Genomic DNA, 14,090 nt, shown 5'->3' with positions numbered 1-14,090 from the left:
CGTTCTACGCTGGGGCCGTGATCGCTACCGCAGCCCTCCGCCTGGAGCCCGTGACCGCCGAGAACTTCGACGCGGTCTGTGCGATACAGGTGCGCCCCGATCAGGCGCACCTCGTCTCTCCGGTGGTGAAGTCTCTGGCCGAGGCGTACGTCCACGGGGACGTGGCCTGGCCGCGGGCCGTCGTCGACGGCGATGAGGTCGTCGGCTTCGTCATGGCCTTCCTCGACATCCAGTGGGACCCGGCCGGCGACCCCGCCGACCGGCGCTCCGGCATCTGGCGCATGAACATCTCCGCCGCCCACCAGGGCAAGGGGTACGGCAGCTTCGCGGTCGGCGCGGTGACCGAGGAGCTCCGCCGCCGGGGCGCCGGCCGCGCGTACGTCACCTGGGCCACGGGCGACGGCAGCCCCGAACCCTTCTACCTGGGCCTGGGATTCCGCCGCACCGGCGAACTCAGCGGCGACCAGCCCGTCGGCGAACTGCTCCTCCCCGAAAGCCTCCCCCGGAACCTGCCCTAAGCCGTGTCCGGCAGGACCACGGTGCGCGGCGGCCCGCACACCTCCGCCACCTCCGCCGCCACCGCCGCGGCTGCCGCGGCCGCCGCGGCCGCCGCCGCCCCCGAACGGAACTCCCGCGGGCTGACGCCCCGCACCCGCTTGAAGGCCGCCGACAACGCGAACGCGCTGCCGTACCCGACCCGGCGGGCCACCGTCGCGACGGTGGCATCCGGTTCGCGCAGCAGGTCCGCCGCCAGCGCGAGGCGCCAGCCCGTCAGATAGGCCACCGGCGGCTCTCCCACCACGTCCGTGAACCGCCGGGCCAGAGAGGCCCGGGAGACACCGGTCTTGAAGGCGAGCTCCTCCACCGTCCACCCGTACGCCGGGTTCTCGTGCAGCAGCCGCAGCGCCGGGCCGACCACCGGATCGCTCTGCGCCCGGTACCAGGCCGGGGCTCCCGAGCCCGGGGCCGCGAGCCAGGCCCGCAGCACCCCGATCAGCAGCAGGTCGAGCAGCCGGTCCAGGACGATCTCCTGGCCCGGTTCGTCCCGGGAGATCTCCGAGGCGAGCAGGGTGATCAGGGTGGCGTCCGCGGTCCCCGCCGGGCGGACCACGATCGTGGGCAGCGCGCCCAGCAGCCGGCGGCCGGTCTCGTTCGGCGCCTGGTAGGTGCCGCTCAGCATCACCGCCGACCCCTCGTCCTGGTGCCCTTCGCCCCAGGTCCGTACCCCCAGCAGCATGGAGTCGCTGACGTCCTCGCCCGCCTCCGTGCTGCACCGCTGGTCCGGCCCCACCCTGATCTGCACCGGGGAGTCCGGGGAGTCGGCGACCGTGTACGGTGCGGGTCCCCGTACGACGGCCACGTCTCCGGGGCTGATCCGCACCCGCTCCCCCTCGTCGGGCAGCAGCCACGCCGAACCGCGCACCATCGTCAGCACCGACAGGGGGGCGCGGTCCTCGATGCGCATGGCCCACGGCGGGTTGAGGAGGGACTTCTGGAGGAAGGCGCCCCGGGCGCCGGGACCTTCGAGGAGACCGGTCAGCGTGTCCATATCAGGACCGTACGTCCCAGACCCCGGTGGCGGCCGCTTCCCGGGCGAAGTCGGCGAAGTCCTTGGGCGCGCGCCCCAGCACCTCCCGCACGCCGTGGACGAGGTGGGCGTTGCGCCCGTCGAGGATCAGGGTGAACAGGTCGGCGAACTCCTCGGGCAGCCCGTTCTCGCGCAGCACGGCGCGGTAGGCCCCGTCGGAGACCGGGACGTAGGAGATCTCGCGGCCGGTCACCTTCGACAGCTCGGCGGCGACGTCGACGAAGCTGAGCAGGCGCGGGCCCGACAGCTCGTACGTCCTGCCGATGTGCCGGTCGTCGGTCAGGGCGGCCACGACCACGTCGGCGATGTCGTCGGCGTCGACGAAGGCCTCGACGGCCTCCGCGGTCGGCAGGGCGAGCTCGCCGGCGAGTACGGGCTCCAGGAAGAAGCTCTCGTCGAAGTTCTGGTTGAACCAGCTGGCCCGCACGACCGTCCAGTCGGCGCCGGAGGCCTTCAGCGCCTCCTCGGCCCGCTGCGCCGCCTCCTCCCCGCGCCCGGACAGCAGCACCAGACGGCGCGCCCCGGCGGCCACGGCCGCCTCGGCGAACGCGCCGACCTGCTCGGCGGCGCCGGGGAACCCGAGGTCGGGGTAGTAGGTCACGTACACCCGGTCCGCGCCCTCCAGCGCGGCGGGCCAGCCCGCGGGCTCGTTCCAGTCGAAGGCCGGGGCTCCGGCACGGGATCCGATCCGGACCGGACGGCCCTGGGCGGTGAGCTTCTCGGCGACGCGCCGCCCGGTCTTGCCGGTGCCCCCGACGACGAGGGTGGTGGTGTGCTGGGCGGCGCTCTGCGCGGGGTTGTTCGTCGTCTGCGTCATGAGGCAAGTCAAGTCGAGCCGGCCGAGACGGAACATAGCCGAAGAACTCAACTCCATACGCGAACGTCTCACACCCGGCCGGCCCGGCCGGCCACCCCGGTCTCGGACTTCACTCCATACCCTCAAGCATGGTTGAGGTTTCATAATATGATCATATGGCGACATGACCACGAAGACTCTCTACCTGCTCTGCTCCGCGGCCCCGCCCGTCTTCGACGTAGCCCATGTGATCGAGGACGCCCAGGCCCGCGGCTGGGACGTCTGCCTGGGGCTCACCCCCACCGCGGCGCACTGGGTGGCCGGGAGCCTCGACGGGCTGGCCGCCCTGACCGGCCACCCGGTGCGCTGGCAGTACAAGCTGCCCGGCGAGGACGACGTATGGCCCCCGGCCGACGCCCTGCTCTTCGCCCCGGTCACCTTCAACTCCCTCAACTCCTGGGCCCTCGGCCTCACCGACCGCTTCGCCGTCGGGGTCGCCGCCGAGGCCATAGGCAAGGGCACGCCCGTCGTCGCCATGCCCTGCACGAACGCCGCCCTCGCCGCACACCCCCAGTTCGACCAGTCCCTGGCCGTCCTGCGCACCGCCGGAGTCGAACTCCTCTACGGCGAGCCCGGCTTCACCCCCGGCCCGGCCGGCCCGGACTCCCCGCCCCACTTCCCGTGGCAGCTCGCCCTCGACGCCGTGACCCGCACCGCCACCGCCCCGCAGGCCTGACCCGCGGGGACCGAAGGCGCCCTACTCCCCCGTCACCCCGTCGATCGCCTCGCGCAACAGGTCCGCATGCCCGTTGTGCCGGGCGTACTCCTCGATCATGTGGGTCAGGACGTAGTGCAGCGAGTACGGCTGGTCGCCGAAGTACCCCGTCACATCCAGGGATTCGGCGGCCTCCACGATCCTCCTCGACCGCTCACAGGTCTCCTCCCAGATCCGGAACGACTCCGCCGGATCCGCGTCCTCGACGTCGAACTCCGTCCACTCCCCCGCCTCGTTCTTCGGGAAGTAGCCGCGCACGTCCTCACTGCCCACGACGTTGCGGAACCATCCGCGCTCCACCTCCGCCAGGTGCCGCACCAGCCCGAGCAGGCTCAACCCGGACGGGGCCACCGCCTTCCGCCGCAGCTGCTCGTCGGTCAGGCCCGTGCACTTCATCATCAGGGTGTCCCGCTGGCGCTGCAGGAGGCTGGTCAGGGTGGCCCGCTCGTCACCGTTCAGGACCGGCTTCGTTCTCTGTTCGTCGATCATCGGGTGATCATCACACCTGCCGGAAGAAGGCACGCACGTCTCCCACCAACAGCTCCGGCACTTCCATGGCGGGGAAGTGGCCGCCCCGGTCGTACGAGGTCCAGCGCACGATGGTGTCGGTCCGCGCGGCGATGTGCCGCAGCGGTACGAAGTTGTCCCGGGGGAAGTCGGCCAGGGCCGTCGGCGTCCGTGACACCTCGGGCGGCTGCCCGAAGTAGTCGGCGTGCGCCCGCTCGTAGTAGATCCGGGCGGCGGAGCCGGCGGTCCCGGTCAGCCAGTACAGCATCACGTTGGTCAGCATCTGGTCCCGGTCGATCGGGCAGGCGGGGTCGCTCCACTCGGCGAACTTCTCCCCGATCCAGGCGAGCAGCCCCACCGGCGAATCGTTCAGCCCGTACGCGAGGGTCTGCGGCCGGGTCGCCTGGATGTCGGCGTACCCCTGCCGCTCGCGCGCCCAGACCCGGTACCGCTCCCAGGACGCGAGGGTCCGCTCCCGCTCGGCCGGGCTCAGCGCGGCGAGCTCCTCCGCGCCCGGCTCCTGGGTCGCCCCGCCCCCCGGCAACAGGTTCAGATGCACCCCGACCACGTTCCGCGGCCGGATCCGCCCCAGCTCCCGCGAGATCGCGGCCCCCCAGTCGCCGCCCTGGACCCCGTACTCCTCGTACCCGAGCCGCTCCATCAGCACTCCGAAGGCCCGCGCGACCCGCTTGAACTCCCAGCCGGTCTCGGTCGTCGGCCCGGAGAGCCCGAAGCCGGGGATGCTCGGCAGCACGAGGTGGAAGGCGTCGGCGGGGTCCCCGCCGTGGGCCCGCGGATCGGTCAGCGGACCGGCGACCCGCTGGAATTCCACGAAGGACCCCGGCCAGCCGTGCGTCATCAGCAGGGGCCTGGCATCCGGCTCGGGCGACCGCAGATGCGCGAAGTGCACCCGGGCCCCGTCGATGAGGGTGGTGAACTGCGGCCACTCGTTCAGCCGCGCCTCGGCCGCCCGCCAGTCGTACCCGTCCCGCCAGTACGCGACGAGCTCGCGCATCTCCCCCAGCGGAATCCCGTACGCCCACCCCACCCCGGGCAACTCATCGGGCCACCGCACCCGCCCCAGCCGCTCACCGAGATCGTCCAGCTCGCCCTGCGCCACATCGAGCCGAAACTCCCGCAGCCCTTCCCCAAGATCGCCCATGGCCCGATGGTAGGCGGCGCCTCCGCACACCGTTAACGGCGTTAACGCCGTTAACGCCTGCCCCAGACGGCCCGGCATCGGCCGTCGCCATTAACGCCGTTAACGCCGTTAATGGCGCCCGCCCGCTCGCCCGGCCCGGACCCGGACCGGGACCCGGACCGGGACCGGACCATTAACGCCGTTAACGCTCCCCGCCGGACGGACGGACACCCCCGACCGGATGCCCGAACCGTTAACGGCGTTAACGCCGTTAACGCCGAGCCCATCCGGCTCCCCTCACCCCCAGCCCCTCGACGGCGTTAACGCCGTTAACGCTCGCCCCCGCCCTCCACCCGCCGCGACGCCACCAACAACCCCAGCCCGTCCAGGATCCGATCCAGTCCGAACTCCAGCGCCTGGTCCTGCCCCCCGTGCTCCGCCACCGAGGCCAACGCGGCCCCCAGCGCCGGGAACTGCTCCCCGTGCGTCCGCATCAGCTCCGCCATCACCGCCACGAGCTGCGCATCAGGCCCCTCCCCCGACGCCCCCGCACCCGCCCCGGCCGCCGCCGCCCGCTCCTGCTCGGCGATCCCCCGTACATGCCCGGCCAGCAACACCACCGCATCCATCGCCTCGGCCCCGGTCAACCCGCATCCGTCCAAGGCGGTGAGCGCCCGCTCCATCCACCCCAACTCCCGCGGCCCCATCACCCGCGCTCCGACCGTCGCCTCCAGCAGCCACGGATGCCCGCGGAACCCGGCGAGCAACTCCCGCGCCCACACCCGGAGCCGCTCCCGCCACCCCTCCGCCTGACCCGGCTCCGTCGACTCCGCCGGCTCCGCCCAGGCAGCATCGACCACCCGCGGATCCGGGAGGGCAGCCTCCACCATCAGCGACACCAGTTCGGCCTTCCCCGGTACATACCGGTACAGCGCCATCTTCGTGACCGCCAGTTCTCCGGCCACCCGCTGCATCGATACGCCGCCCAGCCCCTCCGCGTCGGCGATGGCGACCCCCGCCCCGGCGATCCCCTCCAACGTGAGCCCCCGCTTCGGCCCCCGCGCCGGCGTGGCCGGCGGCCCCCACAACAGCCGCACCGCCGCGCCCCACTGCTCGTCCGTCATCGGATCCCCTTGCGCTCGCGCCAAAACTGCGTCTACCGTACACGGTATCGATTCAGTGTCCGCTGGACACAGTTAATGCAAGGAGTACCCATGACCCGGCATCACACCCCGCAATCCCACCCGCGGCCGACACCCCGCACCGTCCTCATCTCCGGCGCGAGCGTCGCCGGCCCCGCCCTCGCCCACTGGCTCGGCCGCCACGGCTTCCGCCCCACCGTCGTCGAACTCGCCCCCGCGCTGCGCCCCGGCGGCCAAGCCGTCGACTTCCGCGGCGAAACCCACCTCTCGGTCCTCCGCGGCATGGGCATCCTCGAAGAGCTCCGTCGCGTCCAGACCGGCGGCAGCCCCATGACCTTCGTCGATGCCGAGGGCAAGCAGCTCCTCCACCTGCCCGCCGAGTTCGCGGGCGGTGACATCGAGGTCCTGCGCGGCGACCTCTCCCGCGTCCTCTACGAGGCCTCCCTCCCCTACACCGAGTACGTCTTCGGGGACTCCATCACCTCCCTCACGGAAACCCCCACCGGCGTGGACGTCACCTTCCGCGCGTCCCCGCCCCGCACCTTCGACCTCGTCATCGGCGCCGACGGCCTGCACTCCAACGTCCGCCGCCTCGCCTTCGGCCCGGAGGCCGACCACGTCACCCACCTCGGCTACTACGCCGCCACCTGGAGCCTCCCCCACGACCACCACCCGGGCCTCCACCCCGGCGTCGGCCCCGGCGAAGACCCCGGCGAAGACCCCGGCGAAGACCCCGGCGAAAGCCCGGCCCACAGCCCCGGCTCCGTCGCCTACAACGCCCCCGGCCGCCTGGCGAGCGTCGGCGCCGACCACACCGACCCCACCCGGGCCCGCGCCTTCTTCGTCTTCGCCTCGCCGGAGCTCACGTACGACCGCAACGACCCCGAGGCCCATAAGGCCCTCCTCCGCCGGGCGTTCACCGGCCTGCCCTGGCAGGTGGACCGGCTCCTCGGCTCCCTCACCACCGCCGACGACCTCTACTTCGACTCGATCAGCCGCGCAGACGTCCCCGCCTGGTCCAGCGGCCGGATCGCCCTCGTCGGCGACGCCGCCTGCGGTGCGACCATCGGCGGCATGGGTACCGGCACCGGCACCGTGGCCGCGTACGTCCTGGCGGGCGAGCTCGCCCGTTCGCCCGAGGACCACCGGGCCGCCTTCACCCGCTACGAGTCCCTGCTCCGCGAGTACGCCCAGGGCTGCCAGAAGAGCGGCGACCGTACGGGCCCCTTCCTCGCCCCGGCGACCAGGCTCGGCCTGCGCCTGCGCAACGGCCTGCTCGGCAGGCGCCGCATCCTCGACTGGATGCTGAAGGCCGGAGCCGACGCGACGACGCTTGCCCTCCCCGACTACCCGACGCCCCTCAAGACCGCCGGCACAACCGCCTGACCATGAACGCCGTTAACGGCGTTAACGCCGTTAACACCTCGGCGCCTGCCCTCCCCCTCCCCCTCTCTCCCCCCGCCAAAAAAGTACCTGTCGACTGGTTTTTTTTGCCTTGATCCCACTACATTGGCTTCGGGGGACCCACTCCCGCACCAAGCAATCGGGAGAACCCACGTGGCGAGGGCCAGGCAGGAACGGGCCGAGATCACCCGGCAGGCCATCTTGGACGGCGCGGCCTCCGCCTTCGACCGCTCCGGCTTCGACGGCACCAGCCTCAGCGACGTCGTCCGGCACGCCGGGGTCACCAAGGGCGCCCTGTACTTCCACTTCCAGTCCAAGGAAGCCCTGGCCCGCACCCTGATCGAGGAGCAGTTCCAGGTCTCCGCGGACGTCCCCGCCATCGAGAATCCCGGGCTCCAGACGGTCATCGACCTCAGCCACCAGATGGCGTTCGGACTGCGCACCAACGTCCGCATCCGGGCCGGCATCCGCCTGGTCGTGGAGTTCGGTTCCTTCACCCGCCCCGACCCCGCCCCGTACAACACCTGGATCGACACCTGCCACAGCTGCCTGACGCCGGCCCAGGAACGCGGTGACCTCCTGCCGTCGCTCAACCCGTACGACGTCTCCACCTTCCTGGTCGGCGCGTTCACCGGCGTCCAGATCACCTCGCACGTCCGCACCGGCCGCGAGGACCTCCACGCCCGGGTCGTCGACCTGTGGAACCTGCTGCTCCCCGGCATCGTGCCGGCGGACCGGCTCCCCCTGTTCGACCCGGCGGGCTCGCCCTCGTGCCGGGCCGAACTCGCTCTGCCCGCCTGACGGCGTTTCCAGGGCGGCCTCGCACACGCCGTGGTGAACCACGGGGGTGCTCGCTACGGCGTGTGCGAGGCCGCCCTGTCGCGCGTCCGGAACCAGAACCACGCCATTTCGTTAGCAAAACCCAAGCGTGGCGCCCACGCGCACCCCTGAACGTTAGTAAAGTCCCTCTCATGACTTCGCCCTCGTCTCAGAGCGACCGAGAGAAGGTTGTCTCCAAGCTTCCCCCGTGGCTGCGCCAGGAGTTGAAAATCCGCACCGCCCAACTGCGGGTGGACATCCAGGATGCCGTCCATCAGGGGATCAGCCACTGGAGCGCGCTCGCCTCCGCCCCCTCCCCCGTCGACACCTCCGGCGCCGAATCGTTCTCCACGTGGCTGCCCGCCGGCCAGTGGGAGTCCTTCCGCACCGACTCCAAGCACCGCGGTGTCTCCCTCATCCAGGGACTCGCCCAGGCCGTCAGCCTCTGGCTGGAGATGAACCCGGCCCCCACGGTCAAGCGGCCCTCCGTCGTACGCCGCATCATCGTGTGCAACCAGAAGGGCGGAGTCGGCAAGACCGCCATCACGGCCGGGACGGCCGAGGCCCTCGCCGAGGACCCCTCGACCCTCCACCCGGTCCGCATCGCGCGCCAGCTGGCCCGCCTCACCTCGGACGAGGAACACCAGCCGGACCCGGCGTCCGCCACCCTGGACCTGGAGGACCTCCCGGGCCTGGGCATGCGCGTACTGCTCATCGACTTCGACCCGCAGGGACACCTCACCAAGCAGCTCGGCCAGCAGCCGCTCCCCATCGGCGGCGACAGCCTCACCTGCCACATGGCCGGCGAGGCCAAGGGCCCGCTCTCCGACCTGATCGTCCCCATCGCGGACGAGCGCTTCGGAGACCGGCTGCACATCCTGCCCGCCTGCACGGACGCCTTCCTCCTCGACGTCCGCCTCTCCACCGTCCGCGCCCGCGAGGCCGCCCTCGAACGGGCCCTGGCCCCCGTCGAGTCCGACTACGACGTCATCCTCGTCGACTGCCCCCCGAGCCTGGGCCTGAGCATGGACGCCGCCATCTACTACGGGCGCCGCCGCGACACCGAACAGCCGGGCGCCTCCGGCGCGCTGATCGTCGTCCAGGCGGAGGACTCCTCGGCGGACGCCTACGACCTCCTCACCTCCCAGATCAACGATCTGCGCGACGACCTCAGCCTCGACATCGACTACCTCGGCCTCGTCGTCAACCTCTACGACGGCCGCCGCGGCTACATCGCGACCTCCTCGCTCCAGGCCTGGATGGACATAAAGGATCCGCGGGTCGTCGCCATCGTCCCGGACCTCAAGGAACAGCGCGAAGCCGTCCGCGTGAAGCAACCCCTCTTCGTCTACGCGCCCAAGGGCGACCAAGCGGTCGCCCTGCGCGCCCTCGCCCGGGAGATCTCATGAGCAGCAAGGCCGACAAACTCGGCGTCTCGGCGTCCTTCGCCCGGGCCCAGCCGGTCGGTGTCAGCTCCCGCCGCGCGGCGATCGCGGAGGCCACCGGCGCGCCCACCTCCGGTGTGGTCCCGCCGTCCGAGGTCCCCATCGAGGCCCTCGCCCACAACCCCTTCAACCTCCGCGAAGACCTCACGGAGATCGACGAGCTGGCCCAGTCCCTCATCGCTCGCGGCCAGCTCCAGCCCCTCGCCGTCGCCACCCGCATGGCCTTCATGGAGGCCCACCCGGGCGCCACCGACGGCCTGGGCCGCGCCCCGTACGTCGTCATCGACGGCAACCGCCGCCTGGCGGCGGCCCAGAGGGCCGGCCTCAAGACGCTGCACATCCACGTGAACGACGCCCTGTCCGCATCAGCGGCCGACATCCTCGAGTCGGCGCTGATCGCCAACGTCCACCGCGTGGACGTGGCCCCGATGGACCAGGCCCGCGCCCTCCAGGAACTCGTCGACGTCCACGGCTCCCAGGCCCAGGTCGCCAAGCGCCTCGGCAAGACGGCGGCCTGGGTCTCCCAGCGCCTGAGCCTCCTGAACCTGACCCCCACCCTCCAGGAGAAGGTCGAGACGGGAGAGCTCAAGGTCGAGCCCGCCCGCCGGATCGGCCGCCTCCCCCAGGAGGTCCAGGAGGCCGCAGCGGAAGAGACGATCAACACCGTCAACCCGCCCCGCCAACGCACTCCTCACCCCGCCAAGCCCGTTAACGGCGTTAACGCCGTTAACGCCGTTAACGCCGGGAGCTCCCCCCAACCCCCCAGCCCGACCTCCCCCTCCCCCTCCCCCTCCCCTCGCATCACGATCTCCACGATCTCCCCGGAAACCATCGCGGACGCCCTCACGGCACACCTCACCCCGGACGACCTCAAGGCCGTCACGGAGCTCCTCATGCAGCGCATCTGAGGAGGGCACCACCCACGCCGGGGGCGCTGACGGCATTAACGCCGTTAACGCCCCCACGTGTGTTTCGGGTGCGTTCAGTGGTGCGATTCGCATAGGCTGTCGCTGGAGGTACGCATGCCGAACGAACAAGAGAGCCTCTTCGCAGCGGTCGACGCGCTGCTCGAGGAAGCCTCCCAGGACCCGCTTCCGCACCCGGACGAGCGCAAACGCCTCCGCGAGGCCGCAGGCCTGAGCCAGGACCAGATCGCCAAGGCCCTGCTCGTCCGCCGCGAAACGGTCACCTCGTGGGAAACGGGCCGCACCTCCCCCCGCCCCCCGAAGCGCGCGGCATACGCCCGCCTCCTGGAGGGCCTCTCCACCCTCCACCCCGTTAACGGCGTTAACGCCGTTAACGCCGCACCCCCTCACGCCCCCACCCCGGTCGACAGTGTTAACGCCGTTAACGCCGCCAATACCGCCGCCCCCCAACCCCCCACCCCCATTAACGCCGTTAACGACCCGGCTCCCGAACCCCCCACCCCCACCACGCCGGCCGCGCCGGAGTCCCCGGCCCCGCCGGCCCCCCAGGCCCCCCAGGCCCGCACCACCCCCCAGGGCCCCCGCCGAAAGCCCACCCCGACCACCAGCACCCCGACCACTCCCACTCCCCCACCCCCGGCAGGTCACGGCCCCCTGGCCGTCCTGGACGGCACCGGCCAGGCACACACCGCCGGCGGCCTCATCCTCGACCACCCCACCGGGGACCTCCCCGCCCTCATCACCTGGGCGCTCGACCCGAGCGGCAGCGGCGCGAACCTCCGCTCCCCCCGCCTCCACCGCAACGGCAGGGACGGCGACCCCCTCCTCGTCCTCACCGCCCCCGCCGTGGAACGACTCGGTCTGCCCCTCACCCTCGAAGACCGCCGCGGGCTCCGCCTCCCCGACAACCACCCCGTCATCAAGCAGCTCACCAAGAACAAGTGGCAGCTCACCCGCCGCGGCTTCGGCCCCTGGGCCCGTATCTACCGCCCCGCCACCCCCACCACCGGCCGCCAGTGCGTGCAGCTCGCGGTCCTCCCCTGGGGCGCCCTCGACCCCCGCGCCTGGGGCGAGGACACCGCCGGACTCCCGGCCCCCGAGCTCGCCGCGCTCCTCACCACCTACGCCACCCGCGTCCTCACCCCCCGCGGTTCCACCGCCGTCACCGGCCTCGAACTCATGACGGCCCTGCGTCCGCCCACCCGCGCGGCCCGCAACCCCGTGACCCACGCCTGGGAATCCGCTCCCGTCGCAGGTTCCCTCACCCACCCCGTCGACCCCGCTCCCCCGGAAGCCCCCGACGAGCACCCGGTGGTCGCCGCCCTCTACCCCCGCTCCCACCAGCGCACCCCGGACCAGGTCCTCGACGAGGAGGCGTACGACTGGATCCGCGATCCGGAGCTCCTCACCGACGCCGAGTGCGCCCGCACCCACGCCGTCGGCATCGACGTGAACATGGCCTTCGCCGCGGCCGCGAACCGCCTCACCGTCGGCCTGGGCCCCGCGACGCACCGTACGAACCCCCGCTTCGACCCGAAGACCCCCGGCTGCTGGCTGGCCGACCTCTCCTCCCTCCCCCTCGACCCCCGGCTGCCGAGCCCCTTCACCCCCCACGGCAAGGCCCCGACCGGCCCCGCCTGGTACGCCACCCCGACCCTCGCCTACGCGCAGGAGCTCGGCCACGAGGTCCGCCCCGCCGAGGCCTGGCTCCGCCTCGACCACGGCCCCTACCTCGACGCCTGGTACACCCGCCTGCGTGACGCGTACATGGCCACGATGGCGGACCTCGGCATCACCCCGGCCCTCACGGAGGAGGAGTTCCTCCAAGCGATGGAAGCGCGCTCGGAGCATCACAGCCCCGTCCCCGCGGCGGTCCTCTCGGCGATCAAGTCCACCGTCAAGGGCGGCATCGGCAAGCTGCGCGAACGCCCCCAGGGCGCCGGCTACCGCCCCGGCGAGCGCTGGCCCGCCCTCGAACGCCCCACCTGGCGTCCCGACATCCGCGCCGCGGTCATCGCCACGGCCCGCGTCAACATGCACCGCAAGATGAACAAACTCGCCACCGTGGCGGGCCTGCACCCCATCGCGGTCCTCTCGGACTGCGCCGTCTACCTCTCCGACGGCCCCAGCCCCCTCGACTTCCTCCCGCGCACCCCCGAGGGGAAGCCCCTCCCCGGCGGTTTCCGCCTCGGCGTCAGCCCCGGCATGGTCAAGCACGAGGGCACCCAGAGCCTGCTCTGGGCCGTCGGGATGCTCGACGAACACCTCAACCCCGCCCGCCACATCAAGGGCCACGACGCAGCGGCAGACGGCGAGTAACCCATGCCAGACGACATCTCAGACAGCCTCACGAAAGCCGACACCCTGCACTTCACCCGCCCGATCCCGAAGTCGGCGGGCGCCCAGATGCGCTTCCTGCTGAAGCAGCTGAAGACCACCCGAGCGGTCGCCACCACCCTCGGCATCTCCCAGCGCACGGTCGAGCGGTACGTCAAGAACCAGATCAGGCAGCCCAAGCCCGAACTGGCCGCCCGTCTGGAGACCGAGGTACGGCGGCGCTGGCAGCCCGTGGTCCGCAAGCGCGCCCGCGCCAGGGCCGCGACCACCACGGGCCTGGTCATCGAAACCCGCGCCCGCTTCGGCTTCACCGCCGCCCCCGGCACCACCGACGACGGCCGCATGCGCCGCATCACCCAGCACCTGCCCCCGGAGTATGCGAGCCGCCTCTTCGCGGCCCAGGAATCGGGCGCCCCCGAGTCCCAGCTCCGCGCCATCGCGGCCGAAGGCCTCCAGGAGATCTACTTCAAGGACAACGGCGCCCGCGCGACGAACCTCCTGGTCGAGTTCACGGACATCGACTACGTCGACTTCGCCTTCTGACAGAGACCCAACAGAGACCCAAGGGACTCAAGGGACCGAATTTCGCCATTACCTTCGAACACTTCAAGCCACACACACCTGCACCCACCCGCAGGTCCTCACACGGCCAGAGGAACCGAAACAGGGACGGAAGCAGGGACGGAAGCAGGGACGGAAGGGACCAAAGGGACCGAATCACGCAACGGTCGGCGTGGACAGCCCCCGCTGCGACCGCTCGGTCTTCCGCCCCACCTGCCGCGGCCCGATCGTGCGCGGGTCCACGGCCTCGCCGGGCGCGCCCTCCCGGTACAGACCGTGCGGCTCGGCGTCCCGGTCGTGCGGCAGGAGGTAGAAGACGCGCCGCTTCTGCAGACCGCTGTCCGGGTCGGCCTCCGCCGTGTCGCCGAGCTCGGTGAAGCCGATCATGCGCCCGTCACGGTGGTAGCGCGGCTTTCCCCGGCGGCGAGGAGTCTTGTCCAGGGCCTGGCGCACGTAGTCGAGCTCTTCGGGATCCTCCAGCCACACCACTTTGTCCTCGTGGGCGAGATCGCTTGCTGTCAGTAGCGAGCTCATGGCCTGGGTCCTTCCTCGTTCACGTCGGCCCTTCCGGGCCCCTGGTTCCTCCACGCCGCGAACGGCGCCGAATCCGGTATGCGGCGGGGCCCTTCGGGCCACAGCCGGCTGGTGG

Annotated in this window: 14 protein-coding genes; 8 read left to right on the top strand and 6 right to left on the bottom strand. The window is 71.9% G+C overall.

Translation table 11 applies throughout. The features are described 5' to 3' along the window. Positions 1–20: 20 nt before the first annotated feature. Positions 21–518, top strand: a complete 498-nt coding sequence (locus ACZ6I1_RS29795) for a GNAT family N-acetyltransferase (protein WP_469292029.1) — start codon at positions 21–23, stop codon at positions 516–518. Here ACZ6I1_RS29795 and ACZ6I1_RS29790 read toward each other — a convergent pair. Together ACZ6I1_RS29790 and ACZ6I1_RS29785 are read right to left on the bottom strand one after the other, a co-directional pair. After that, the gene (locus tag ACZ6I1_RS29790; protein WP_469291999.1) at positions 515–1,549 is read right to left on the bottom strand and encodes an AraC family transcriptional regulator; all 1,035 of its coding nucleotides are present in this window, start codon (positions 1,547–1,549) and stop codon (positions 515–517) included. The two genes, ACZ6I1_RS29795 and ACZ6I1_RS29790, sit on opposite strands and share 4 nt — an antisense overlap. Before the next feature lies 1 nt (position 1,550). Next, positions 1,551–2,405: an NAD(P)H-binding protein gene (locus ACZ6I1_RS29785; protein WP_469291998.1), complete on the bottom strand. Its 855-nt coding sequence runs from the start codon at positions 2,403–2,405 to the stop codon at positions 1,551–1,553. Between the two features lie 163 nt (positions 2,406–2,568). On the opposite strand from ACZ6I1_RS29785, the gene ACZ6I1_RS29780 reads away from it, so the two are divergent. Continuing rightward, positions 2,569–3,120, top strand: coding sequence for a flavoprotein (locus ACZ6I1_RS29780; RefSeq protein WP_469291997.1), 552 nt, complete (start codon positions 2,569–2,571; stop codon positions 3,118–3,120). A gap of 21 nt (positions 3,121–3,141) precedes the next feature. On the opposite strand, the gene ACZ6I1_RS29775 is transcribed toward ACZ6I1_RS29780, so the two are convergent. The 3 genes from ACZ6I1_RS29775 to ACZ6I1_RS29765 all read right to left on the bottom strand — a co-directional run bounded on the left by ACZ6I1_RS29775 (position 3,142) and on the right by ACZ6I1_RS29765 (position 5,931). Then, complete coding sequence (locus ACZ6I1_RS29775; protein ID WP_469291996.1) at positions 3,142–3,648, bottom strand: DinB family protein; 507 nt, start codon at positions 3,646–3,648, stop codon at positions 3,142–3,144. A 10-nt stretch (positions 3,649–3,658) separates the two neighbouring features. Continuing rightward, positions 3,659–4,828 (bottom strand): epoxide hydrolase family protein, encoded by a 1,170-nt coding sequence (locus ACZ6I1_RS29770; protein WP_469291995.1) that lies wholly within the window; start codon positions 4,826–4,828, stop codon positions 3,659–3,661. Positions 4,829–5,136: 308 nt separating this feature from the next. Then, positions 5,137–5,931, bottom strand: a complete 795-nt coding sequence (locus tag ACZ6I1_RS29765) for a TetR/AcrR family transcriptional regulator (protein ID WP_469291994.1) — start codon at positions 5,929–5,931, stop codon at positions 5,137–5,139. 90 nt (positions 5,932–6,021) lie between these two features. Between ACZ6I1_RS29765 and ACZ6I1_RS29760 the strand changes: the two genes are divergently transcribed. The 6 genes from ACZ6I1_RS29760 (at position 6,022) to tpg (ending at position 13,423) form a co-directional block, all read left to right on the top strand. Further along, on the top strand, positions 6,022–7,335 hold the full coding sequence (locus ACZ6I1_RS29760) for an FAD-dependent monooxygenase (RefSeq protein ID WP_469291993.1): 1,314 nt from the start codon (positions 6,022–6,024) through the stop codon (positions 7,333–7,335). A gap of 171 nt (positions 7,336–7,506) precedes the next feature. Next, complete coding sequence (locus ACZ6I1_RS29755; protein WP_469291992.1) at positions 7,507–8,154, top strand: ScbR family autoregulator-binding transcription factor; 648 nt, start codon at positions 7,507–7,509, stop codon at positions 8,152–8,154. Between the two features lie 170 nt (positions 8,155–8,324). Next, a complete protein-coding gene (locus tag ACZ6I1_RS29750; RefSeq protein WP_469291991.1) occupies positions 8,325–9,581 on the top strand; it encodes a ParA family protein in 1,257 nt (418 codons plus the stop codon). After that, positions 9,578–10,525, top strand: a complete 948-nt coding sequence (locus ACZ6I1_RS29745) for a ParB/RepB/Spo0J family partition protein (RefSeq protein ID WP_469291990.1) — start codon at positions 9,578–9,580, stop codon at positions 10,523–10,525. Before ACZ6I1_RS29750 ends, ACZ6I1_RS29745 begins: the two co-directional genes overlap by 4 nt. 114 nt (positions 10,526–10,639) lie before the next feature. Beyond that, positions 10,640–12,862: a telomere-associated protein Tap gene (tap, locus tag ACZ6I1_RS29740; RefSeq protein WP_469291989.1), complete on the top strand. Its 2,223-nt coding sequence runs from the start codon at positions 10,640–10,642 to the stop codon at positions 12,860–12,862. Between the two features lie 3 nt (positions 12,863–12,865). After that, the gene (gene tpg, locus ACZ6I1_RS29735) at positions 12,866–13,423 is read left to right on the top strand and encodes a telomere-protecting terminal protein Tpg (protein ID WP_469291988.1); all 558 of its coding nucleotides are present in this window, start codon (positions 12,866–12,868) and stop codon (positions 13,421–13,423) included. Between the two features lie 174 nt (positions 13,424–13,597). Here tpg and ACZ6I1_RS29730 read toward each other — a convergent pair whose 3' ends face one another. After that, on the bottom strand, positions 13,598–13,975 hold the full coding sequence (locus tag ACZ6I1_RS29730) for a DUF6009 family protein (RefSeq protein ID WP_469291987.1): 378 nt from the start codon (positions 13,973–13,975) through the stop codon (positions 13,598–13,600). Positions 13,976–14,090 lie beyond the last annotated feature (115 nt).

It is taken from the genome of Streptomyces sp. NPDC046303 (assembly GCF_055588085.1).
This window is presented reverse-complemented; position numbering and strand designations above follow the sequence as displayed.